Consider the following 24,418-nt stretch of genomic DNA (forward strand, 5'->3'; position numbering starts at 1 on the left):
GAAGGAAGATCCCTTCCGTTTCTTGCTGTATGAAGTAGCGAGATGCTACGCGCGTGTACTCCTGCTACAATAGAGGGAAAAGAAGAGATAAAGGAGTTCGATCGTGTATGCGTTCTACTATTTTGATCATTGATGACGATGAAAAAATTGTTTCCATGCTGCGCAGAGGGCTGGCATTTGAAGGCTATGAAGTGCTGACAGCCGCCAATGGAGCAGAGGGATTAAATAAAATGCTGACAGCTGAGCCTGATGTAGTCGTGCTGGATGTAATGATGCCGCAAGTCGATGGTTTTGAGGTATGCCGTCGCATGCGGGAGGGGGGGAGCACGGTACCTGTCCTAATGCTTACAGCCAAGGATGAGGTTGAGAATCGGGTTAAAGGCTTGGATCTAGGGGCCGATGATTATCTCGTCAAGCCGTTTGCTCTGGAGGAGTTGCTGGCACGAGTGCGAGCGCTTTTGCGGCGTAAAACCGAACAACAGGGCAATAACGGAAATAGACTTACCTTCGAGGATTTACAACTGGATAACGAATCCCGTGAAGTGGTTCGTGGCGGCAAACGCTTGGAACTGACGGCCAAAGAATTTGAACTGCTCCATTTGTTCATGCAAAACCCGAAGCGTGTTCTGTCGCGTGATCTGATTATGGACAAAATTTGGGGCTATGACTATAGCGGAGAATCGAATGTGCTCGAAGTATATGTTGCCATGCTACGACAAAAAACGGAGCAGGATGGCGGTAAACGTCTCATTCGTACAATTCGGGGAGCTGGCTACATTTTAAGAGGTGATGTGTAATATGTCTATTCGGTGGCGGCTGACAGCTTGGTATTCGAGCATCTTGGCTATAGTGCTTGTCATTTTTGGTCTGGCTATTTACGGACTGGTTTATTATTACACATACAATGAAGTAAAAAGTCAGCTTACGACTCAGGCGCCACGGATTAACAAGCAGCTACTGCTTACAATTAAAGGGGGGTTATTTGAAGTCCCCAATCTGGATTTGGGTTTAGTGCAAGAACGTGGAATTGATGATTCACAGCTATATGTACAAATTTACAATTATACATCAGGTGTTACCAAAACCACCCAAAACATGAAAGACCTCAATATCACCTTCCCTGTTCCATCTACAGCGACAGGAGCAGTTCAAAATGAGGGAATCCGGCGTGTGAACGTAAATGGGGATACCTTTATGATTTACCAACAGCCCATTAAGTCCGAGGAGTTGGGCTTGGTAGTCGGGTTGCTACAGGTAGGACAATTCACGGGCTCTCAGGATCGACTCATGAACAGGTTGCAAAATGTGCTTGTATATGGTTCGTTGTTTGCATTACTTGCTGCTGCGACTTCAGGTCTCTTTCTGGCCCGCAAGTCTATGAAGCCGCTGGTCAAGGTAATTGAGGGGGCAAATCAGATTCAATCCAGTAATGATTTGAGTGTTCGGATTGAATATGACGGACCACCAGATGAAATTGGACAATTAATCGGGACAGTTAACAACATGCTGGGGCGTACAGAGGTGTTTTACAAGGAGTTGGAAGATGCGTACGGTGCACAGCGCCGCTTTGTGGCTGATGCTTCCCATGAGCTTCGTACGCCGCTAACGACGATCCGTGGCAACGTTGATTTTTTGCTCAAAATGTGGACTACCGAACCAGGAGAGCGACCGAATATGGATGAAGAGATGATTCGTGAGCTTTCTATGGAGGCATTAAATGACATGGCAGATGAAGGCAAACGGATGAGTCGTTTGGTGAGTGATATGTTGTCACTTGCGAGAGCAGACACAGGGAAAACGTTCGATAAGACTCCCGTTGCGCTGGAACCCCTTGTAAGTGAGGTTGCCCGTCGTGCTCAGTTTTTAGAGCGAACGGCCGAATGGAATGTGGGAGATTTTTCGTTGCTGAATGGTATTTATATGGATGGGAGCAAGGATTATTTACAGCAAATGCTATTCATTTTCATTGATAATGCATTCAAATACACACCTGAAGGCACGGTCCGATTTGATGCCATTGTTTATCAAGGACAGGTAGGGCTACGGATCAGTGATACGGGCATTGGAATGGACAAGAGTGAGGTTCCCTTTATTTTTGACCGCTTTTACCGGGCAGATGAGTCGCGCGGGGTGACAGAGGGAATTGGATTGGGGCTGTCTATTGCCAAGTGGATTATTGATGAACATCACGGGTCTGTGGAAGTGGTTACGCGTCAAGGAGAAGGAACGACATTTGTCATCTGGCTTCCGGTCAGCTTTTCCGCGCCTTTGGAATAGGCTATAATAGGAAGGCAACTACATCATAGAATTGGCCGGTAAAGGCTTGGATGCCCACAGCTACCGAGTTATCGGAGCTGTATACTGTGTCGAAGAAAGCGGGGGCTCATTTTGGAAGTACTCAGAATTTCGCCCCGGGGTTACTGCTACGGCGTAGTCGATGCCATGGTATTGGCTCGTCAGGCAGCCAGAAATCTGGACTTACCCCGGCCTATTTATATATTGGGCATGATCGTGCATAACAGTCATGTCACGAATTCCTTTGAAGACGAAGGGATTATTACACTGGACGGCCCGAACCGTATGGAGATTTTAAGCCAGGTAGAGAGCGGCACTGTTATCTTTACTGCTCATGGCGTATCACCAGAGGTACGCAAGCTGGCACGAGACAAGGGGCTGACTACGGTAGACGCGACTTGCCCTGACGTCACAAAAACGCATGATCTGATTCGGGAGAAGTCTGCCGAAGGCTACCAGATTGTTTATATTGGCAAAAAGAATCATCCAGAGCCGGAGGGAGCTATCGGTATTGCTCCTGACCATGTTCATCTGATTGAAAAGGAAGAAGAGATCGACAGTCTTACGTTGCCAGCTGGCAAAATCCTTATCACGAATCAGACGACCATGAGCCAATGGGATATCAAGCACATTATGAAGAAGCTGCTGGAGAAGTTCCCGGGTGCTGAGATACACAATGAAATCTGTTTGGCGACGCAGGTACGTCAGGAAGCGGTAGCTGAGCAAGCTGGACAGGCGGATCTGGTGATCGTTGTCGGTGATCCACGCAGTAACAATTCAAACCGATTGGCTCAGGTGTCGGAGGAAATTGCTGGTACAACAGCTTATCGTATTTCTGATGTAAGCGAGCTGAAGAGAGAGTGGCTTGAGGGCGTAGCCAAAGTGGCTGTGACTTCTGGGGCTTCAACGCCGACACTGATTACCAAAGAGGTTATTACGTATTTGGAGCAGTATGATGCGGCTAACCCGGATACGTGGGAGATTCAGCGAACCATAGATATGAAAAAACTGCTGCCTCCTGTACGAGAGAAGTCAAAAACGACGAAATAGTATGCAATTGATTACAGCCGTTATTCGGATACAACCATCCGGATAGCGGCTTTTCAATTGTTTAAATTTATAGATATTATCCGGTAAGCTTCACTAAGTTTGAATATTGAATAATTCGGGATAATTAAACCTTGACGAGTATAGCTAAAACAGGTATAGTTGCTTTAACGAATAAAAGCTTAAAAGCGAACAAGCGTCTAAGTGTCATAATATCAATCTATTACTGGTTAATAAAATATGTTTCATAGAGAGGAAGAAAAAAATGATCGTTATCGCTGGTGTTCAAACACCTGAAGAGCATATTCAAGCTATTGTTGAAGTTATTGAGAAAGAAGGATTGCAGGCTCATGTATCAAGGGGATCGGATCGCACGATCATCGGACTGATCGGTAGCGTAGAGCCCAAGCTGGCTGAACATCTGCGTCAAATGAAAGGCGTAGAAAATGTGGTTAAAATATCGAAGTCCTATAAATTGGCCAGCCGTGATTTTCATCCGGAAAATACGGTTATCTCCATTAAAGGTGTAAATATCGGTGGGGGCGAGCTTGTCATTATGGGTGGACCATGTGCCGTTGAGTCTGCTGCACAGATAGATGAGATTGCCGGATTGGTCAAAGCAGCAGGTGCGCAAGTTCTCCGTGGAGGTGCCTTTAAGCCGCGTACAGGGCCTTACAGCTTCCAGGGAACTGGTGTAGAAGGACTGATCATGATGGCTGAGGCCGGCCAAAAGCACGACCTCCTGACCATCACAGAGGTCATGACACCTGAATACGTAGACATTTGTGCGGAATATGCCGATATCCTGCAAGTAGGTACACGTAATATGCAAAACTTTGATCTGCTGCGCAAGTTGGGAACTTGCGGCAAGCCAGTGTTGCTCAAACGCGGTTTTAGCTCGACTTATGACGAGTTTTTGAATGCTGCCGAGTACATCCTGGCAGGTGGCAATCCGAATGTTATGCTGTGTGAGCGCGGTATCCGCACATTTGAAACCTACACCAGAAATACACTCGATTTGTCCGCGATCCCTGTGTTGCAACAATTGAGCCATTTGCCAGTTATTTCTGATCCTAGCCATGGCACGGGTAGACGTGAATTGGTTGTTCCTATGACGAAGGCTTCGGTTGCTGCCGGAGCGGACGGACTAATTATTGAAATGCATACAGATCCCGACAACTCGATGACGGGTGATGGTGTGCAATCCCTGTTCCCGGATCAATTTTCAGATTTACTAAAAGATTTGGAAATATTGGCTCCTGCTGTGGGGAAAACATTTCACACGCCTAGTACCATTGCCTAAAACCAATGTTTAACATTAATGCATAAAAGTTTTGCTGCAACGCAGTAATGAGATTTAAATTGCCTAAAAGCCCGATGTTTCGGGCTTTTTGTGCTATCCAAATGTTATCAAGGGCGTAAGCATATCTAACATTAGTTTAAAAAATACCTTACATAGCTATTGACCCGTGTCATGTTTGAGATTTATAATGACGACAGAAAAAAACATTCGATCATGAACATTTCAGGGTTGTATAAGACTTAATGTTCGGAAAAATTGGGAGGAAGAAGACATGTCCGTTGAAAACGTATTGAAAACAATTCAGGAAAATAATATTGAGTGGGTAGATTTTCGTTTTGTAGATTTGTCTGGTCGTGCTCACCATATTTCATTGCCAGCTTCCGAAGTAGATGCAGAAACATTTGTTAACGGTGTTGCTTTCGACGGTTCTTCCATTCCCGGCTATCGTGGCATCGAGGAATCCGACATGGTTATGCTGCCCGATGCAGAAGCGGTTTTTATTGACCCTTTCACTCAGCATCCTACACTGAATATTCTGTGTGACATTGCTACGCCAGATGGCGAAAAATACGACCGCGATCCTCGCGGCATTGCAAAAAAAGCTGAGGAATTTCTGCAATCCGCAGGAGTCGGCACAGCAGCATTTTTTGCACCTGAGTCCGAGTTTTTCATCTTTGATGATGTACGCTACGAAAGCGGCATGAATAGCTCCTCCTTCTTCGTAGATTCCGAGGAAGCAGCTTGGAACACGAACCGTAAGGAAGAAGGCGGCAACCTGGGCTTTAAAGTGGGAGTGAAGGGCGGATATGTACCTGTAGCGCCAGTAGACACCCAACAAGATATCCGTAGTGAAATGTGCCGTTTGCTTGAAGAAGCAGGTCTGAGAATTGAGCGCCATCACCATGAGGTAGCTACGGCAGGCCAAGCGGAAATCAACTTCCGTTTTGACACACTCAAGAAAACAGCAGATAACCTGCTCGTTTATAAATACATTGTACACAACACAGCTCGTCAATATGGTAAAGTGGCAACATTCATGCCGAAACCGATTTTTGGGGATAACGGAAGCGGTATGCACGTTCACCAATCTATTTTCGATGGGGACACTCCTTTGTTCTACGAAAAAGGTGGTTATGCTAATCTGAGCGAAATGGCTCTTCATTACATTGGCGGTATTCTGTACCACGCACCTGCGTTGATCGCTTTGACCAACCCAAGCACCAACTCGTTCAAACGTCTCGTTCCTGGCTACGAAGCACCAGTTAACCTGGTATTTTCCAAAGGTAACCGTTCTGCGGCTGTACGTATTCCAGTAGCAGCTGTTACTCCTAAAGGCTGTCGGATCGAGTTCCGTACACCGGACTCCACGGCTAACCCTTACCTTGCCTTCTCAGCAATGCTGATGGCGGGTCTGGATGGCATCAAGCGCAAACTGAACCCAATCGAATTGGGATATGGTCCACTTGACAGCAACATCTACGAGCTGTCTGATGCTGAAAAAGGTAAAATCCGTAGCGTACCTGGTTCATTGGATGAGGCTCTGGACGCTCTGGAAGCTGACTACGAATTCTTGACTGAAGGCGGCGTATTTACGAAGGACTTTATTGATAACTATGTAGAGCTCAAACGTTCTGAAGCTAAATCGGTGAACATCCGTGTTCATCCACACGAATACAGCCTGTATTTTGACTGCTAATAAGTCGATAGCATAGCTGCTTTGAATAAAAAACATTAGCTTACGGGTAACACTTGTTATTCAAAATAGGTCTCCGGTCTTATGCCGGGGACCTTTTAATATTAAAGTGAAAATCACAGAATAAAGATGTTAAATATGTTAACATTCACAACTTTGTCACATCATAAATGAAATTGAAAACATTTTTATACAAGTCTTGAACGCATTTATGAATACTGCTATCATAGCGATAATATCCACACCAGAGTAGAGAAGGGATGGGAATTTGTTGAGTAAGAGAGCCTACAATTTTAATGCAGGACCAGCGGCATTGCCGCTCAAAGTACTGGAACGTGTACAAGCTGAATTCGTAGATTTCCAGGGAACAGGGATGTCGATCATGGAAATGTCACACCGTGGAGCTGTGTATGAATCTGTTCATAATGAGGCGCAGGAACGTCTGTTATCTCTGCTGGGCAATCCACAGGGCTACAAGGTGTTATTCCTACAAGGGGGCGCAAGTACGCAGTTTGCAATGCTACCTTTAAATTTCTTGCGCGAAGGACAGACTGGGAGCTATGTAATGACAGGTAGCTGGTCGGACAAGGCATATAAAGAAGCCAAGCTACTGGGCAAGGCTCATATTGCTGCATCCTCCGCTGATGAGAAGTACATGCGTCTTCCGAATGTGGATTCCTTGGACTTGCCTGAGAATACTGCTTATGTGCATATGACGTCCAACGAAACGATTGAAGGTACACAATTTAAGCAATTTCCGGATACGGGTTCCGTACCATTGATTGTGGACATGTCCAGTGATATTTTTTGCAAGCCTTTTGATGTTACTCAATTTGGATTGATTTATGCTGGCGCACAAAAAAATCTGGGACCTTCTGGTGTGACGGTCGTGATTGCCCGTGAAGAGTTGCTGACTTCCTCACCGGACAATATTCCTACCATGTTGCGTTATAGCACATATGAAAAAAATAACTCTCTCTACAATACCCCCCCATCTTTTGCCATATACATGGTGAATGAAGTGCTGAAATGGATTCAGGAAGAAGGCGGTTTGGAAGGTATTGAGCGTGTGAACCAGCAGAAGGCTGCTTTGCTATACGACCGTATTGACAGTAGCGAAGGCTTCTATCGTGGTTGTGTGGACAGCGCTGATCGCTCTATTATGAATGTAACCTTCCGCCTTGCGAATGGGGATCTGGAAAAACAATTTATTAAGGAATCCGAACAGGCCGGGTTCATCGGACTGAAGGGACATCGCAGCGTAGGAGGGCTTCGCGCCTCGATCTACAATGCTGTTCCATTGGAGAACTGTCAAGCATTAGCCGAGTTTATGGACGGATTCAAGCAACGTAACAGTTGATTACGTCGACATATATTTCGATACACGATATTTGAAATCGAAAAAGTAAATGTAGAGCCTTCCCTGAATGTGTATAGGGGAAGGCTTTTAGTGGTGTGGGTTGAAATTTTTGTCGTTTGATGTTCATATCTGTCTGATTTTGTTAAAATAGAAGAATGTGTATGTTTTCAATGTATACACTTTGGTTAAACTGTAGGTTATTTGTCTGATGAATTTAATGATGAAGGGAACGAAACGAGATGCCATTACATATTGTGCTTGTCGAGCCGGAAATCCCGGCCAACACAGGGAATATTGCCAGAACGTGTGCTGCAACCGGAACTCATCTGCATTTGGTGAAGCCACTCGGCTTCCGTACCGACGATGCCACGTTAAAACGCGCCGGACTTGATTATTGGTACGCTGTCCACATTGAATATCACGAGTCTTTTGCTGAAGTGCAGGAGAAATATCAGGAAGGTCGCTTTTTTTATGCGACGACCAAAGCAAATCAGCGGTATAGTGATATTGCATTTCAGGATGGAGATTTTTTGGTATTTGGTAAGGAAACGAAAGGCTTGCCTCCTGAATTGTTAGCTGCTAATCCAGATACATGTATCAAGATGCCTATGTCTGATAAAGTAAGATCTCTAAACTTGTCGAATTCCGCTGCAATTATCGTATATGAAGCGCTGAGACAAATGGATTTTCTGGATTTATCATAAAGAGCATCAGGTGAACAAGTATAAATGCGAATAAAGAACCAGGACCTTAGTTGCTAATAAAAGTTTCACTTTTATTGCTCAAAAGTATATGACAGTGGAGCTTAAATCAAGCTTGTATGGTCAAAAATTTGCGAAATTTCTCAACTAGGGCTAATAATAATTGGCTTTCCGGTCGATAAAAATATTATAGACATTCTGTACCATACTTTGATATGGTTCATGATTTTATGAAAAAATGTAATAAAATTTCCTGTGATCAGCAGGATTCGACAAAAAGACAGCGAATACTACATAAAGAATAGTGTCTTTGTACCTAGTTTTTCGCATGGTAAGAAATTGTAAGTTATTACTCAATAGGAGAGGTGTACGATCACGATGAAACCTGCCGGTGTGGTACGTAAAGTTGATCAGCTGGGGAGAATAGTTTTGCCTAAGTCACTGCGTAAAAGATATCAAATGAATGAGGGAGATCCTGTCGAAATTTTGGTTCAGGGTGACCACATTATTTTGGAGCGTTACCGTCCAAAATGTGTATTCTGCGGGTCAGTAGAACAAGTGAACGATTTCAAAGACCGTTATATTTGTGCTCAATGCCTGACAGAAATGACACAGTATTCCTCCTAAATGAGGCAAAAGCATCACGACATTCGTTCGTGATGCTTTTTTTCGGATAGAGACGTACGTCGGCAAGCATATTTAATTTGGTAGCAGACTACACATAACTATTTATAGAACAAAAAATGAGTAGGGACTGGACGCAAATTACCATCTGACGGTTTGTTTACGACTCGACCGTTAAGTATAAGCGACGAGGAACCGCCTCCGTCCAAATTATAGGCATCTTGAACACCTAGATTGTACATTTTTCCTTGCAGTTCTTCGAGCGTCGCGCCCGAACCCCCGCTTTCATTGTAGCCGTCTACGACAATAATGAGCAACTGATCATCTTTATAGTTGCCAATGACCGTACGTGGGGCCCGCTTGGGGGAGACTTTCCATTTGTCAGGAATAGGCATTTTTTGTCCCCTTTGCAGCAGGACGGGAACGAAGGTAGCCCCAAAGGTAGGCTTTAAGCTGTCAAGTGCACCTTGACTGTAAAATTTGCCACCGATAAGCTTGCCATCGTTACTCAATCCGACGAAGGATAAATCCTTAAAACTGGACTGAAAGCCAGTAAGGTAGTGGCCATTCAAGACAGTAGTGCTTAATGGATAGCGTTTGCCGTCTCCATCCGCAAAGCCGCCTGCATTGATGCCTGCAATAGCTCCGTGTCTCAAGACTGCACGCATGGTGGTTTCGGAGCCACCCAATTTGTCACTTCCCAAAGACATTTTCATAGCAGTAGGATCTTTAAGTTTGACCTTCATAGCGTAGCCATGATAAATTCCCGGGTTTACCTTAAACAATTCAATGGTAATCCGGTTGCTATCTACCCGCTCATAGGGAACCCCCAATTTGGCGGTGATGCGTCGATCATAGATGACCGCGGGCCGCTTGGACTGCGTAGAGGCAGTCACGACAAGCTGATTCATCGTTTGGGTCGTTTGCTTGTAGAGCTCAGAAGTCCGGCGAATTGTAGATAAGGTGTACGTTGCCGTTTGCTTGGCTTCATCAAGCTGCTTGCCTACTGATTGCGTTTGTAGAGTGACTTCAGCTTTTTGCAGACTTGAAGAAGTAGACCCAGGAAAGCTCAATGAGGGATGCACTAACAAAATACACCCTAACAAACCGATAAAAGGAGCAAGGGCCAACATAAAGAACCGATTCACTTGTTTTGCGTCTACATTCATTTTAGCAAGTCCATTTTTTTCTGAAGTGTATTGAGCTGCTGCTTGACTTCGTTTAATTGGGTGTACAGTTTATTACTGTTATCGGTCTTATTGTTTGCATTATCCTTCGTGAAGGTCAGTAGTTCATTGAAGGACTGGACTTTGCCTTGCAATCCGCTAACTTCCTTGGAAAGAGCAGTCAGTTGCTTTTCATAGTCAGATTTGAGTGCTTGAATCTGTTGGTCTGTATGGGTTTGCATCTCGTTTAGCATTTGCTGCTTCAAGTGATTGCTATACAGATAGGTTGCGAGAGCACCTAGTATAATAAGAATGAACCAAAATAGCAGAAAAGCCTTTATGGGTAACCCCTTTCTTGAATTGCTCCGCCGAGCTTCGGCAGAAGGACGTTCAGGTGAAGCTTGCATACGATTTTCAACTCCCGTGTAAAGTCAAATTTCCAGTCTTTATTTGCAGTTCCAATTCTATCATGGGCCTATTTATTTCGCAAAAGCGAAATAGTCGTATAAAAATATTGGAAAAAGAGATTGCATCGGAAGGAAGTCCTAGGATACAATTTCCTTAAACGTTTTTCGCTTCCTATACGTTCACATTCGCGCAATTTCTACATATGCAATCACCAATTTTAGGATTATTTTCGCTATTAACTATGTATTTTTTTGTAAAATCAGGAGGTTTAGATATGAGAAAAGTATGGCAGGTGGTCATCATAGATATCCATCCTACAAGTATGCTGGGAACAAAGCTTATTTTGGAAGACCAGCAGGATTTGCTTGTCAGAGGGATGTCTTCCTCCGGAACGGAAGGCTTGGAGCTGGCTTGCTCCATTCGACCAGAAATCGTTTTAATGGACTACAGGTTGCCTGAGGGAACGGCGGAACCATTTTTGACACAAATGCGGGCCTTGTCTCCGGACAGCCATATTGTTATTATGACGGATGAGGATAATATTACTTTGTTTCAGCAGCTAATTTCGCTCGGAGCAAATGGAATGTTATCCAAACAGGCATCACCGAGCCAGTTAATCCATCTGATCAACGGTTTACGCGAAGGATTTGCTTCCTTGCCGATGGATTGGATTCGGTATGGAAACTGGCCCTTTATGCCGTTAATGGCATCCGAGCCTTTTGACGAATTGACACAAACCGAAGTGTTTATTATGGAACGTATTGTACAAGGAATTACATATGACAAAATTGCTATCGAGATCGAAGTTAGCCGGCGCTCCATTGATAATTATCTACGTAAAATTTATGCAAAATTAGGCGTGTCCAGCCGGGCGCAGGCGATTGAACGTTATGCCTTATATGCGCGTCAGAGGAAGCAGCTATATGCCTGATGCGTCAGCCCGGAGATCATGACCTATTTTTCAGGAGAAGGAGGATGTTCATGCAATATTCCTTTGCTTCACGAACGGCTGCGATGTTGGCTTCTCCAGTGCGTCATATCCGGGAAAATGCGAGAAGACACTCCTTTATATCTCTGGCTGAAGAATTGCCTGCACAAGAGCTGTTTCCGGTGAAGTTGCTGGAAGAAGCGGCCCATGATGTGTTTGGCTCCGGCCCTGATGCCCTCCAGTATGGTGAACCGGAGGGCTATTTTCCTTTGCGAGCATGGCTTGCGGGTGAGTGGGAACAGCGTAAAGGAGTAAGAGTACCACCAGGTCAAATCCTTCTCACGACAGGTAGTCAGCAGGCCATTGACCTGATCATAAGGCTGATGGTGGATGAGCGTGATCCGGTATTGGTCGAAAATCCTACATCTCCTGGATGTTTACAAGTACTATCTATGCAGGGTGCACAGATCGTTCCTGTAGAATCAGATGGGGAAGGTGTCATTCCTGATAAGCTTGAAGCTTTAATGATCCGTTATCGACCCAAGCTTTTTTTTGCCACGCCAACGTTTACGAACCCCACGGGCTCCTTGTGGAGCGCGGCAAGGCGGCAGGAAATTTTGGACCTGTGTAGGCATCATGAGGTACTGGTAGTTGAGGACGATTCTTATGGTGAATTGCATTTGAAGCAAAAAAATGAGTCCCATGACAAGAGTCCGCATGGTCAGAGTCGAAAATTCGCAGAGACTTACCCCTCACTATTTGCGCTGGATCATGCGGGTCAGGGCGGTCAAGTGCTCTATATCGGTTCGTTCAATAAAACCGTTGCTCCTGCGCTGAGAACGGGTTGGGCTGCTGGTCCTGCGCCGCTGATTGAAGGAATGTACGCCTTGAAGCAGTTGGCTGATATGCAATCCAGTACGATGAACCAACGGCTGCTGTTCCAATTGTTGACCAGCTCGCGTTTTCAATGGCACGAGCACTTAGCGATGCTGAACAAGGAATATTCGACTCGACTTCAATTAATCTTGGAGTTGCTCAAGCGTCCGTTTTGGAAAGACGTGACGTATCATATTCCGTCCGGTGGCATGTATGTATGGGTGCAGTTGCCCGATGGGCTGGACAGCGCATTGCTGCTAAAGGCGGCGTTACCCAAAGGCGTAGCATTTATGCCAGGTGCGCTATGTGCGGTTGGTAGTGAAGGCGCGTCCCATATTCGCCTCAATTTTAGCCATCCGGGCCGTGAGCAATTGCTTATGGGCATGAATCTGATCGGTGAGACGATTAGTGAATTTACTGCACGGAGCTAGCAAAAACCATCGCCCCATGTCAGTCATCCTCCGTTTCCGCAGCAACGGTGGAGTAAGTGATTGGCGCTTCCGCAATCTGGCGCTGTCCACTATCCTCGTCAAGCTCTGCGTCCATTCCAGCGGCCGTTTTAATGCCATGTTCTTGCAGTACTGCCGCATACTCATTTAGGGCAGCTTCGCCAAACGGAGTCAGTCGATAGCGGCCGCGGGATACGCGCTCAAACCAGCCGTAGTAGTTATGCTGAAGCACGGCAGCAGCTGTGCTGACGGCTGCTATGCGAGCGAGCTGCGCCGGAGCGGCTTCCCCCAAGCTCTGCAAGGCTGCCGCTACGCGCAGCGCTTTTTCCCGATAGGCAGTGACCAGCTTGCGTCGGGTGCTGCCGCCAGTATTGTGGTCACCGCTGCGTGCGTGAAATTCCCGCAGTAGCTTTTCCTTGCGCGAGCCCGGGCGTACCGCTGCTGCATTGCGGGCATTGTCGCTAGGTAGCGCAGGGTTACACAGTACCTCAACGAGCGGCGGCTTCGTTTTGAAATGGGTGACGGTAAGCAAGCCAAGTCCTAACTGGCGGCACAGTCCCACCAGTTCGTTCCAGCGCTGATTCACGGCCCCTTTTTTGGCACGATTCCGTTCTACAGCCACATATACATTGCTGCTTAGTTTCAAACGCTGCATGCCTTGCAGCACAAGCGCCAGGTTAAACGTCTTTTTGATCTCTACAATCAGTGGTGTCTGTTGCCCTGGCTTGATACCCACCAAATCGCAGTTGCGCACCTCTCCTCTGACTTCATATCCCAAGCTCTCAAAAAAGGCTTTCACCGGAGCGTACAGCTCCGTCTCATGCCGAACCGCCATGACTTCTCCCGCTCCTTTATCCCATTATTCCGAGCTTATATTGTACCATAATGCGTCAGGTCCGCGTCGTTGTTGTATATTTTAGCACAGTGTATCCCTTGGTTTTTTCGATAAAGCAGAGAGACCTGTCACAAAAAATAGGTCAATTCTGAAATCAATCTGCATAGGTATGTATTACACTTTTTTTAAGGGGATTGCATCATATCCTGAAAGGCGTGACGAGTGTAGCCATAATCATCCGGAGTGGAGGATAGTCATTACGCAGTCATGGGAGGAACCGAGCATGAATATTTTTGAACGCGTTGCGGAGTACCGGGCGGAAAACAACCGTCTGGCCTGGAGCGGCACTTTTAGAGAGTATATTGAGATACTCAAGAAAGACCCGACGCCGGCGATGACAGCTCATGCACGGGTTTACAAGATGATTGAATCTTTTGGTGTAGAAGAGGTTGGGGGACATAAGCGATATAAATTTTTTGAGCAGGAGATCTTTGGACTGGATCGAGCGCTGGAAAAGTTGGTGGAGGAATATTTCCATTCCTCAGCCAGGCGACTCGATGTGCGCAAGCGTATCCTTCTTTTGATGGGACCCGTCAGTGGGGGGAAATCGACACTGGTCACGTTGCTAAAGCGTGGCCTGGAGAAATTTTCGAGAACGGATCAGGGAGCCGTGTACGCGATTGAAGGCTGCCCGATGCATGAGGACCCGCTTCATCTGATTCCCCATGAGCTGCGTCCCGATTTTGAAAAGGAGCTGGGTGTACGGATTGAAGGTAATCTCTGCCCATCCTGCCAGATGAGATTGCGCACAGAATTTGATGGCGATATTGAAAAGGTCCGCGTGGAGCGGGTGTTTATATCGGAAGAAAACCGGATTGGTATTGGTACGTTCAGCCCTTCTGATCCGAAGTCACAGGATATTGCTGATTTGACGGGCAGCATCGACTTTTCCACGATTACGGAGTATGGTTCGGAATCCGACCCGCGTGCGTATCGGTTTGACGGAGAGTTGAACAAAGCAAATCGTGGACTGATGGAGTTTCAGGAAATGCTGAAATGCGATGAGAAGTTTTTGTGGAATTTGCTTTCTCTGACCCAAGAGGGGAATTTCAAGGCCGGGCGGTTTGCGCTCATCAGTGCAGATGAATAGGTTATATACTCATAAGGCTAAAGAAATCACGCGCAACCAAACCCGGCTTTAAAACTGGGTACAATACATATTTAGCAGGAATACGGCCCCGACCTCGTTCCGTTAATTCCACAATAACACGATCAAAGACACTTCTCAGTATTTTATTACGATCAGATTTATCTTCTGCTGCTTGGTACGCCTCAAGAACAGATGTTAGATTATTCTTCACCACATCAATATCAATTTGATTTCTCTCCGTAGGAAGTGGTTTACTTGCTTCTGCTTTTAGAAGGGCAAGTTCCTGTAACTCCGAATCAATCTCCGCTTTTCTTTCGTCAAACATTTCATCTGTATACTTGCCAGTTTCATATTTTTCATAAATGAAATTCATCCGGTTCTTTAGTTCTTTGCTTCGCGACTCAATATATGAAGATACGTCTTCTTTATAATTAACCTTTTTATCTTCTGCAATAAGTTGGGAGAGTTGTTCTTGTAGAATATCCTTATCTAAATTTGAGAAATGCCGCAAAACTTCCAGTAAGTCTTCTTCTATAGATCTATATTTCAAAAATGTACAGCCGGAAGTAGTACACCACAAAAATTCTTTGTGATATTTACTTATAGCCCCCGATTTTGTTTTGTAGTTTTGAACGCTGTATTGTCTAACCATTCTCCGGCCACATTTATGGCACACACATAGGCCAGCAAGTTCACAAGGGGAAAAATCCATCTTGTTACGCGGTTTATGAGCAGAGTCAATTAATTTGCCCTGTGCCTGTAACCATATGGTAGGGTTAATGATAGCCGGGAATGCATCCGGCACGATTATATGTTCTTCTTCTGGACGCTGGACCATTTTCCCATTGATTCTCTGTGTAGTTCGGAAGCGCAATGTTCCTATATACCGCTCGTTGCTTATTAGCTGTAATAGTTGATTTGGATGCCATTCTTTTTTTCCTTTAGGTGTCCGTATCAATGTTTTTTTGCTTATATATGTAGCCAAAGCCCGGAAGCTAACAGCACGTCTTGTTCCGTCAGATTCTGGCACACCATTTACATAATAATCAAATATCATACGCACAATACTAGCTTCCTCTTCATTTATAACTAGCTTTTTCGAATCCTTATCATAATCGAATCCGAACGGAGCAGGACCAGCAACCCAACGGCCTGCAATTGCGTTGTTCACTCTACCTCCAAATAGACGTTCTCTAGTTGTTTCGAATTCTTCACGAGACATAAAGAGTTCAAAGCGGATTTGTCGTAGGTCAGACGGGTTACGAGGATCATATAATTTGTAAGGAGTTAGAATGAAAATCCGATTATCAACTATTAAATCATAAATAACACCCATATCAGTATAAGAGCCACGGCCCATACGTGATATCTCTTTAACTGCAATAGCCTGGTATTTCTTCATGCGAAGATCATCAATGACACCTTGGAAAACTGGCCGTGTTGATATTTTGTCACCGGACCCTACTTCGGGACGCTGTGTATAAGGTATTCCCAAAGGTTCAAGGACTCTATCCATTAACTCTTTTTGGGCTTTTAGAACATCTTCGCCCGTTCTTCTTTCATGTTCTTCGTCTGCTCTGGATTTACGCAGGTAGTTAATTATGTTTTCAATTCCTAAACTAAGTAGAAAATCAGCACTTACAGGAGCCATATACAACATCCTTTAGTTTTTATTTTGGTATGTGTAATGTATTATATCCCAAACAAAAAAGTAAAAGAACGAAAATCTTAGAAAAATAATAGCAAAATGATAGAAGATAGTTATCACATTTTTTATTTTTGATCTGATATATTTATAACATCGAAATTTGGTGATCAGGAAACTTTTCCTTAGCTTCACCAATCCATAAGCAAGCATGAGGGGAACGAAAATTCGTTCTCCTTTTTGCTATGCCAAAACAAGGAGGAAACTAGCATGTCTGTAAAACCACGTTTCGCATTTCTTAGTTCTGACGGTATTTTGCATCTACATGATGAAGAACACGCAGCACAGCACGGCAAGCACGTTCAAACATCCCTGACGGATGATGAAAGCGGCTTTCCGATCGTAGAGGGCCAAGGCGTTGTCTATTATGCCAAAGAAGATAAAGCCTACATCAACGGCAACGAGTCAGACGGTAAACTTATTTCCACACCACCAGTGCTCAAGCAACTTGCAGCAGAGTTATTGTAATACCTTACCCGGCTCATGCCGGGCTTGTGGTGCATAAAGGACTATGGGCGGTTCGACTCCGCTGTGCGCCATTTATTAATTGGGGGAAGACATATGTTTAAATCAACCAAACGACCGCCGCCTGTGCCTGCTGTGTCGCCTCAACAGCCTACCAAGTGCCAAGGGTGTGTATGGGGTAACTGGACAGGAACAAAGCAGACATGCATGTGGGCGAACTGTAGAAAGGGGATCATCAATGGGACATGAACAAGATTACTATTGTCAGATGAATCTATTGGATAACGGGGAACTGAGAGTCGTTGTTAATCTAAAGAAGGACGTACCTCATTATCAACTAAAACAGGAGATAGCAGCTAAAGTTATACAGTATGCCAAAGACAACAAGGTGGATGTACAGTCAGTCAAAATGATTTTGACTGAACCGCCGTCCTTTATAGATTTTGAAGTCAATTATAAGTAGGTGCAAATATGAAAATACTCAAGTGGATTGTACGACTAACGGCAGGCAGGGCGAATACTCCACGCAACCGAAAGGAGCGTCGTGGTGATAAGTCAATTCATAGATGACATGATACACATGACAGAGGGAGAGAAGCTAATCGCTTATTGGCCTTTATGGATCGTTATATTGATCATATGTGTCATAGTATCAATAGTCGTTCACCGTAAAGGCAGTGGAGAATAATGAGCGATGAAGAACTGAAAGAATCATTTATTGATATGGGGTTTATACTCGACACCTTCACGCATGAAGAAATAAGCAAGGCCATTGAAGCGGATGAAGTCAAGTTGTTCAATACTCTATACCAAGAGAAATATGGATATGAGTTGAATACAGCACAACTATTCTTCTTAGCAGGACTCAACGAGAAGGGCTTAGAGCATTACGGAAATAAGCTTAATTTGTAAATTATTTTAAATTTGGGTCCTTCCCAGGCCGGGGGTACCATGCGGGTACGAATGACCCCGAAAATTCGATATTTTTTATGAAAAAAAATCACTGTGCACTGTGCATTTTGGGGGTGGTATTTTGGGCATGGAAAAGCAGGTGAAAATGATAGATGAAGTCTTGTGTATCAGCGCTTCTTACGCTGCTGAACTGTTCGGGGTACACCGCAACACACTTGCACAGTGGGTGAAGCTTGGAATGCCCAAAGCGGGGAACGGTTGGTACCCTCTAAAATCTTCTTTCGATTGGGTCATGGAGTACCGTTTGGGTGGAGACGATGAGTCTGACGATGAGGAACCAAAAAGCGATGCCGCGCGGAAACTGCGTTTTGAAGCAAAGTTGAAAGAGAAGCAGGCGGAAGCAGCGGAATTTAAAAATGCAGTTACCAAAGGCCAGTATATAAAGCGTGATGAGGTAGTTTCAGAGCTTCAACGTTTTTTTACTACGTTGAAACGTTCTGTGTCCGGAATTAGTCGCCGTGTTGCAATGGAGGTCGCACCTTACGTTGACCCTGAAACGGTCAGGATGATTGAACAAAATATAGCCGACACAACAGGAGCAGTCTTGCAACAAATGTCTGTCCGGGGCGTGTATTATGCCAAAAAAGGCAAAAAGTAAGTGGGCTGACTGGCTTACTGAGGCTTTCCAAGTATTGCGACCGCCTGAAAAGTTGACAGTAGCAGAATGGGCAGACCGATACAGGGTGTTAGATAGCAAAACATCCGCCGAACCAGGGCAGTGGTCCACGGACAGAACACCTTATTTACGCGGGATTATGGACGCTTTTACCGATCCACGAGTAGAAGAAATTATTTTCTTAAAGCCGACACAGGTCGGAGGCACAGAATGCCTTAATAATATGCTGGCTTTTGTTGTTGCCCAGGACCCAAGCCCGGCACTTGTTATGTATCCCAACTTGGACATGGCTAAATTTACGTCAGAAAACCGATTGCAACCGATGATGGAATTAAGCCCCGCCTTACGTAGTCGCTTTCGCCCGGGGAATTCTAAAGATTTGGAACTCCAATTTGACGGGATGTACACGGTTATAGCTGGGGCGAACAGTCCAGCAACACTTTCCAGCCGCCCGATTCGCTTCTTATTCATGGATGAAGTGGACAAATACCCTAAATCGGCAGGGAAGGAAGCGGACCCGCGTTCTCTGGCGAGAGAGCGTACCAAAACATTCCCATTTAACAAAAAGATTATGCAGACTTCTACGCCGACCGTTCGCACCGGACCCATCTGGCAGGCGTGGGAAGGCGCAGACATCAAACTGGAATATTACGTGCCGTGTCCTCATTGTGGACAGTATCAAACGTTCAAGTTCAAGAAAATAATCTTTGATAAGAGCTTGGATACGGAGTCTATCCGGGGGGCAGCTCACTATGAATGTGAGCATTGTAATGAAATTATACGGGACGCTCACAAGCCTGCTATGCTTCGAGCTGGAGAATGGCGAGATCCGTCTGGAGAAACTAAGCTGCGCCGAAAAACAGGCTTTTGGCTCAATGCCATATACAGCCCGTGGGTGCGTTTTGGTGATGTGGCTGCCGAGTTTATGACTTCAAGGAAAATACCGGAAGAGCTTATGAACTTTATCAATTCCTGGCTGGCCGAGCCTTGGGAAAACACGCAGATAAAGCTTAACAGTGACAAGGTGCTTGAGAAGGACAGCGGATATGAGGAAGGGGTAGTGCCTGACCGGACTATTCTGCTGACTGGAGGGGTGGACGTTCAGAAGGATCGGTTTTACTACACCATCCGAGCCTGGGGCGATGGAATGGTCAGCCAAAATATACGTCATGGTGTAGTGGAAACATGGGCGCAAATTGAAGATGTGATGAATATTTCATATTGCTCTAGAGATGGCACAGAACATTTAGTCAGGTTGTGTGCTATTGACTCCGGTTATAATGCGGATGATACCTATACATTTTGCGTCAATAACAGCGAGTGGGCAGTAGCAGTAAAGGGTTCCAGCAAGACCCTAACTAAGAAATTCAGTCTATCGAAAATCGACCGAGAGGAACGCGGCATGTACGGTATTTCTTTATATATGGTCGATGGCGGATATTATAAAGACTTCATTTTCAACCGTTTGGGGTTCAAGAATGACGACCCAGGCGGTTGGTTTGTTTATACAGGCTGTGATTTGGATTATGCCGAGCAAATCACAGCGGAAGAAAAAGTGATTGAGAAGCGCGGACGTAATGAATATGAAGTTTGGCGACCAAAGACAGCGCACGCAGATAACCATTACCTTGACACAGAGGTTTATGCCGCTTTTGCTGCGGATTGCTTGGGTATCCGGTACTTGCGATACGAAGAGAAGCCAGAACCCAAAAAAGAAGTTAGTAAAAAGCCTGCGAAGCAAAATTCATGGGTAGGGGGAGGAAATGGTTCATGGCTATGACACAGGAAGAAAGGCTCTTAAAGCTGCGCGAACAACTGCTTGAGGTTGAAACAGCAATTAGCGCCATACAGTCAGGGGCACAAGAATATTCAATCGCAAACAGGTCGCTTAAACGGGCAGATTTAGCCACATTGTACACTGAACGGAGCCGATTAGAACAGGAAATCGAAGCACTGGAAAGCGGAAACGGAATGTTCAGAAAGGTTTATTTTGAAGGGAGGTAAAGTTGATGAGTTGGCTTGATCGTTCGATAGCTGCTATTAGTCCGCGTTGGGCGTATAAACGCATGGCGTGGCGCACCGGGATGGATGTATTTGATTCCGGCAGTCGCGGACGACTCAATCATAATTGGAACCCATCTCAAACGCCAAACGAGCACATGAAGGCAACCGAAAGGTCACTAATCCGGGCACGGGCGCAGGACATGGAGCGAAACAGCGATATAGGCGGTGCGATCATCTCCGCTTTTGAACGAAATGTGATAGGGACCGGGATCATGCTTCAAGCGAAATTGCCGCATGACATGCCTGGGAATGCCAATGGCGAAATGAATAAACAGATTGAGGATCTATGGGAAGAGTTTTGCAAGGCAGAGAATGTGGATATTACCGCTACGCAGTCTTTAGAAGAAATTGAGGAAATGATGATCCGTCGTTATATTGTCGATGGCGGTATTTTCTTGATAAAGGTCTATGTCAAAGGTGAAAAGTTCCCTTTCAAAATTCAGGTTCGTTCCGTTGATGAACTTGACACGAAAAACACTATTGTTGCACCTGGTGATGGTAACCGAATTGTTGAGGGGATCGAGATAGACCAGTACAACAAGCCCGTGGCATATCATTTCAAGGTATCAGATGGATATTTTCTTAATCCGGTCGAAAATGTACGTATTCCTGCGAAGGATGTTATTTATCTATTCAAAAAGACCACGCCACAGCAGGTTAGGGAAGTTTCTAATCTGGCAACAGCATTACCACGTGTCAAGGACGCTAATCAATTCATTGAGGCCGTCTCCATAAAGGAAAGAGTTCTGGCCTGCTTGTCTGTTTTTATTAAGAAAGACACCCCGAGCGGCGGTAGAGTGGGACGCGGAGTCCAAACAGATAATGAAATTGACTATTCGGGTGTATCACTGGCTCCAGGGATGATTGGGGAACTTAATCCAGGTGATGAAGTTCAAACGGTTGTTCCTTCCGGTCAGGCATCGAATGCCAAAGAGTGGATTACCACATTGGTCCGGCTTGTATCAGCAGGAATTGGGCTGAGCTATGAAGCTGTATCTCGTGACCTATCACAAGTTAATTATTCATCGGCCCGACAAGGACTGCTTGAAGATCGTAAGCTGTACAAAAAAATGCAGAAGATGATTATTAAGCGCGTGCTGACACCGATCTATCAAGAGTTTTTAGATGCAATGCATCTCTCAGGCCAATTGGAATTGCCAAAGTACCAACAAAACAAGGAGTCGTACAGGGCGCATGTCTGGATACCGCCAGGAAGTGCTTGGATTGACCCTTTGAAGGAGGTGAAAGCAAATGAAACAGCTCTTGCTTCCAACCAAGACACTTTAGCCCGTATATGCGCCGAGCGCGGGGAAGATTGGCGTGATGTGGTGGCGCAGCGTGCAGCAGAACAGCAATTAATACGTGAGTTGTCCGGTTCAGAACCGACAGCCACGGATATTCCAAAGAAAGGAGCAGACAATGAGCCAGATGAAGAAAATAAAGATGCAGAAGATGCCGATGACGCTGCATAGAAATGCAACTGTACCGGATAAGCAATTATCTCGTGTATTGACTATCAATACTGAATCTGTAAACGAAGAAGATCGAACGATTGAGCTTTCTTTTTCATCCGAAGCACCTTATGGACGCTGGTTCGGTGATGAAATTTTGTCTCATGACCCCGGAGCGATTGACCTTTCTAGGTTGAACGATGTCGGGGTTTTATTATTCGCTCATGGCCGTGACCCTAATTATGGGAACATGCCAATCGGTACTATTAAACAGGTCTGGACAGATGATACCGAACGGAAAGCACGGGCTGTTGTGGAGTTTGATGACGACCCTGATAGTGACCGGGTGTTTCAGAAGGTTAAAAAAGGGACCATCAAAGGCGTATCAGTTGGCTATGAAGTCAGCTCCTGGGAAGAAGTTAAGGCGGGTAAGACTTCCGCCAATGGTAGATTCACTGGGCCAGCTTATGTAGCTCTTAAATGGCAGCCGTTTGAAATAAGTATCGAGCCTACACCTGCCGATCCGTCAGTAGGTATAGGACGTAATTTACAAAATGAAAGCGAGGATGAAAGAATGAAGGGATTGAAAATGTTGGCTTTGGCAGCGCAGGGATTGATGCACGCGCCGGATACAGGTGGAGAAATTGGAGGCGGAACCCCGGCAGGCGCAGGCCAACGATCCGGCGAACCACAGGCACCACCAGCGCCACCGATTAACGAAGATGGTATTCGGGCAGCGGCGGCAGCGGCAGAACGGAGCCGCGTAACGGAAATTAATGCGCTGTGCCGTAACTTCGGCGTGGATGCTTCACCGTACATTGAGGATGGCAGCGGAGTTGATAAGGTCCGTCAGGCCATTTTGCAAAAACAAATCGAAGATCGTAAACCACACGCCTCCGGTGTACAGGTCACGACAGAGGAAACGGACAAATTCCGTGCAGCTGCATCCGATGCCCTGCTTATGCGTGCGGGCAGAGGTGTTGCAAAGCCAGCGCCGGGGGCGCCAGAACTACGCTCGCTGCGGTTGCGTGATTTGGCTGTTGAGTGCTTGGTCCGTGCTGGAGAGTCGGGAGCGCATTTGTTGCGTGACGAGGACCTTTTACGCCGCGCTCTGTCGCCTGATAGCACATTCCAAGGCATTATTTCTAATGCCGCCAACAAAACGCTGTCACAAGCCTACGCAGAAGCTCCAACCACGTTCCAACATTGGACAGGTCGTGGTAGTAACTCCGATTTTAAGGCAGCAGAACACTATCGCATTTCTGAGGCTGGTGGTTTGGAGTTGACAGCGCAAAACGCTCCAATTCCATATGATGCAGCGATGAAGGATGAAAAGGTCACAAAAGCAGTGCTCACATACTCCAAGCGCTGGGGATTTACGCGGGAAGCGTTCATTAATGACGACCTGGACATGCTTTCCAAGGTGCCACAAGCCTATGTAATCTCAGCAAAACGTGGTATCAACGCTTTGGTGTATAAAATGCTGGCCTCAAATCCTCTTATTTGGGATGGTAAAGCCCTATTTGGTACGGATCATAAAAACTTGGGTACCGGGGCAGATATCAACACTGTTTCAATGTCTGAGGGTCGCACGGCTATGAGAACACAAAAAGGACAGCGCGGGGAAGCTACGCTGAATATCGCACCGCAATTTTTGTTGGTTCCCGCTTCTTTGGAAACTAGCGCTAATCAATTCCTGCACAGTGATGCGGACCCATCCGGCAAACACAGCGGAGTATCCAACGTTTTCCGTAACTCAATGGATATTATTGTGGATGCGGAACTCGATCAATATTCTGCCGCTGCTTGGTATATGGCTGCTAACCCGAATATTGCGGATACAATCGAGGTCACCTATCTGCGAGGACAAGAGGAACCGACGTTGGAAACAGACATTCCTTTTGACCGTCTTGGAATGGACTTCCGTATCTTCTTTGACTATGGTGTAACCGTGCTGGACAGCCGTGGATTGTTCAAAAATCCGGGTGCAACAGGAGGTAGTGGACAATGATTTTGAAGAAACCACTTAATTACGCTGGTCGTTTATGGGAAGCTGGCTCCAATGTAAAGGGCCAGCTTCCTATGGATTTTATTCTGGAGCTTCAAGCAAATGGAGCAATTGAGGATTCTCAGGAGCAGGAAACAGAAGGCGTAACGCCTGCTGCTGTTTCCGCTGCTGATTTTGGCGCTATGGGAGCCGAAGAACAAAAAAAGCTCCTTGAATCACTTGAGTTTACAGCATCCAGTAATAAAGAGGGTCGGCAAGAGCAATATGAAAAATGGCTTGCTGAAAATCCTGCCAAATAATAA

Annotated in this window: 23 protein-coding genes and 1 pseudogene; 20 read left to right on the forward strand and 4 right to left on the reverse strand. The window is 45.7% G+C overall.

Features of this window, described 5'->3' with window-relative positions:
• Window positions 1-107: 107 nt before the first annotated feature.
• The 8 genes from MKY98_RS07685 to MKY98_RS07720 all read left to right on the forward strand — a co-directional run bounded on the left by MKY98_RS07685 (window position 108) and on the right by MKY98_RS07720 (window position 9,026).
• On the forward strand, window positions 108-797 hold the full coding sequence (locus tag MKY98_RS07685) for a response regulator transcription factor (protein ID WP_069012822.1): 690 nt from the start codon (window positions 108-110) through the stop codon (window positions 795-797).
• Between the two features lies 1 nt (window position 798).
• Window positions 799-2,277 (forward strand): sensor histidine kinase, encoded by a 1,479-nt coding sequence (locus MKY98_RS07690; RefSeq protein ID WP_029516510.1) that lies wholly within the window; start codon window positions 799-801, stop codon window positions 2,275-2,277.
• Between the two features lie 111 nt (window positions 2,278-2,388).
• Window positions 2,389-3,345, forward strand: a complete 957-nt coding sequence (locus tag MKY98_RS07695) for a 4-hydroxy-3-methylbut-2-enyl diphosphate reductase (RefSeq protein WP_069012821.1) — start codon at window positions 2,389-2,391, stop codon at window positions 3,343-3,345.
• Between the two features lie 262 nt (window positions 3,346-3,607).
• On the forward strand, window positions 3,608-4,645 hold the full coding sequence (gene aroF, locus MKY98_RS07700) for a 3-deoxy-7-phosphoheptulonate synthase (protein ID WP_023987802.1): 1,038 nt from the start codon (window positions 3,608-3,610) through the stop codon (window positions 4,643-4,645).
• A 271-nt stretch (window positions 4,646-4,916) separates the two neighbouring features.
• Complete coding sequence (glnA, locus tag MKY98_RS07705; RefSeq protein WP_029516512.1) at window positions 4,917-6,341, forward strand: type I glutamate--ammonia ligase; 1,425 nt, start codon at window positions 4,917-4,919, stop codon at window positions 6,339-6,341.
• 265 nt (window positions 6,342-6,606) lie between these two features.
• Window positions 6,607-7,698 carry a 3-phosphoserine/phosphohydroxythreonine transaminase gene (serC, locus tag MKY98_RS07710; RefSeq protein ID WP_029516513.1) on the forward strand — a complete coding sequence of 364 codons (1,092 nt, stop codon included), beginning with the start codon at window positions 6,607-6,609 and terminating at the stop codon, window positions 7,696-7,698.
• A gap of 239 nt (window positions 7,699-7,937) precedes the next feature.
• Entirely contained in the window at window positions 7,938-8,402 is a 465-nt protein-coding gene (gene trmL, locus MKY98_RS07715; RefSeq protein ID WP_029516514.1) for a tRNA (uridine(34)/cytosine(34)/5-carboxymethylaminomethyluridine(34)-2'-O)-methyltransferase TrmL, read from the forward strand.
• A 375-nt stretch (window positions 8,403-8,777) separates the two neighbouring features.
• The gene (locus tag MKY98_RS07720; protein WP_013309439.1) at window positions 8,778-9,026 is read left to right on the forward strand and encodes an AbrB/MazE/SpoVT family DNA-binding domain-containing protein; all 249 of its coding nucleotides are present in this window, start codon (window positions 8,778-8,780) and stop codon (window positions 9,024-9,026) included.
• 98 nt (window positions 9,027-9,124) lie between these two features.
• Here MKY98_RS07720 and MKY98_RS07725 read toward each other — a convergent pair whose 3' ends face one another.
• The gene (locus MKY98_RS07725; protein WP_029516515.1) at window positions 9,125-10,192 is read right to left on the reverse strand and encodes a phosphodiester glycosidase family protein; all 1,068 of its coding nucleotides are present in this window, start codon (window positions 10,190-10,192) and stop codon (window positions 9,125-9,127) included.
• Complete coding sequence (locus MKY98_RS07730) at window positions 10,189-10,596, reverse strand: hypothetical protein (protein ID WP_029516516.1); 408 nt, start codon at window positions 10,594-10,596, stop codon at window positions 10,189-10,191. The genes MKY98_RS07725 and MKY98_RS07730 overlap by 4 nt, the downstream gene beginning before the upstream one ends.
• Window positions 10,597-10,871: 275 nt before the next feature.
• On the opposite strand from MKY98_RS07730, the gene MKY98_RS07735 reads away from it, so the two are divergent.
• Window positions 10,872-11,528 (forward strand): response regulator transcription factor, encoded by a 657-nt coding sequence (locus MKY98_RS07735; protein WP_029516517.1) that lies wholly within the window; start codon window positions 10,872-10,874, stop codon window positions 11,526-11,528.
• A 50-nt stretch (window positions 11,529-11,578) separates the two neighbouring features.
• Window positions 11,579-12,832: an aminotransferase-like domain-containing protein gene (locus MKY98_RS07740; protein WP_029516518.1), complete on the forward strand. Its 1,254-nt coding sequence runs from the start codon at window positions 11,579-11,581 to the stop codon at window positions 12,830-12,832.
• Between the two features lie 19 nt (window positions 12,833-12,851).
• On the opposite strand, the gene MKY98_RS07745 is transcribed toward MKY98_RS07740, so the two are convergent.
• Window positions 12,852-13,685 carry a DUF2161 domain-containing phosphodiesterase gene (locus MKY98_RS07745; RefSeq protein WP_069012819.1) on the reverse strand — a complete coding sequence of 278 codons (834 nt, stop codon included), beginning with the start codon at window positions 13,683-13,685 and terminating at the stop codon, window positions 12,852-12,854.
• 283 nt (window positions 13,686-13,968) lie between these two features.
• Between MKY98_RS07745 and MKY98_RS07750 the strand changes: the two are divergent.
• Window positions 13,969-14,832 (forward strand): annotated as a pseudogene (locus MKY98_RS07750) (protein prkA); the annotation flags it as partial.
• A 4-nt stretch (window positions 14,833-14,836) separates the two neighbouring features.
• Here the strand turns inward: MKY98_RS07750 and MKY98_RS07755 are convergent.
• Window positions 14,837-16,486 (reverse strand): recombinase family protein, encoded by a 1,650-nt coding sequence (locus MKY98_RS07755; RefSeq protein ID WP_341010745.1) that lies wholly within the window; start codon window positions 16,484-16,486, stop codon window positions 14,837-14,839.
• A 264-nt stretch (window positions 16,487-16,750) separates the two neighbouring features.
• On the opposite strand from MKY98_RS07755, the gene MKY98_RS07760 reads away from it, so the two are divergent.
• The 9 genes from MKY98_RS07760 to MKY98_RS07800 all read left to right on the forward strand — a co-directional run bounded on the left by MKY98_RS07760 (window position 16,751) and on the right by MKY98_RS07800 (window position 24,415).
• On the forward strand, window positions 16,751-17,008 hold the full coding sequence (locus tag MKY98_RS07760) for a hypothetical protein (protein ID WP_341010746.1): 258 nt from the start codon (window positions 16,751-16,753) through the stop codon (window positions 17,006-17,008).
• A gap of 235 nt (window positions 17,009-17,243) precedes the next feature.
• Window positions 17,244-17,468: a hypothetical protein gene (locus MKY98_RS07765; protein ID WP_341010747.1), complete on the forward strand. Its 225-nt coding sequence runs from the start codon at window positions 17,244-17,246 to the stop codon at window positions 17,466-17,468.
• Window positions 17,469-17,692: 224 nt separating this feature from the next.
• Entirely contained in the window at window positions 17,693-17,917 is a 225-nt protein-coding gene (locus MKY98_RS07770; protein ID WP_341010748.1) for a hypothetical protein, read from the forward strand.
• 127 nt (window positions 17,918-18,044) lie between these two features.
• Window positions 18,045-18,575 (forward strand): hypothetical protein, encoded by a 531-nt coding sequence (locus tag MKY98_RS07775; RefSeq protein WP_341010749.1) that lies wholly within the window; start codon window positions 18,045-18,047, stop codon window positions 18,573-18,575.
• A complete protein-coding gene (locus tag MKY98_RS07780; protein WP_341010750.1) occupies window positions 18,553-20,373 on the forward strand; it encodes a phage terminase large subunit family protein in 1,821 nt (606 codons plus the stop codon). The genes MKY98_RS07775 and MKY98_RS07780 overlap by 23 nt, the downstream gene beginning before the upstream one ends.
• On the forward strand, window positions 20,364-20,597 hold the full coding sequence (locus MKY98_RS07785; RefSeq protein WP_341010751.1) for a hypothetical protein: 234 nt from the start codon (window positions 20,364-20,366) through the stop codon (window positions 20,595-20,597). Before MKY98_RS07780 ends, MKY98_RS07785 begins: the two co-directional genes overlap by 10 nt.
• A gap of 5 nt (window positions 20,598-20,602) precedes the next feature.
• Window positions 20,603-22,129, forward strand: a complete 1,527-nt coding sequence (locus MKY98_RS07790; protein ID WP_341010752.1) for a phage portal protein — start codon at window positions 20,603-20,605, stop codon at window positions 22,127-22,129.
• Window positions 22,077-24,119 carry a prohead protease/major capsid protein fusion protein gene (locus MKY98_RS07795; protein ID WP_341010754.1) on the forward strand — a complete coding sequence of 681 codons (2,043 nt, stop codon included), beginning with the start codon at window positions 22,077-22,079 and terminating at the stop codon, window positions 24,117-24,119. The genes MKY98_RS07790 and MKY98_RS07795 overlap by 53 nt, the downstream gene beginning before the upstream one ends.
• Complete coding sequence (locus MKY98_RS07800) at window positions 24,116-24,415, forward strand: hypothetical protein (RefSeq protein WP_341010755.1); 300 nt, start codon at window positions 24,116-24,118, stop codon at window positions 24,413-24,415. Before MKY98_RS07795 ends, MKY98_RS07800 begins: the two co-directional genes overlap by 4 nt.
• Window positions 24,416-24,418: the final 3 nt, after the last annotated feature.

Origin of the sequence: Paenibacillus sp. FSL M8-0228 (assembly GCF_038007385.1) — a bacterium.
In the GTDB taxonomy this organism is placed as follows: domain Bacteria; phylum Bacillota; class Bacilli; order Paenibacillales; family Paenibacillaceae; genus Paenibacillus; species Paenibacillus polymyxa_D.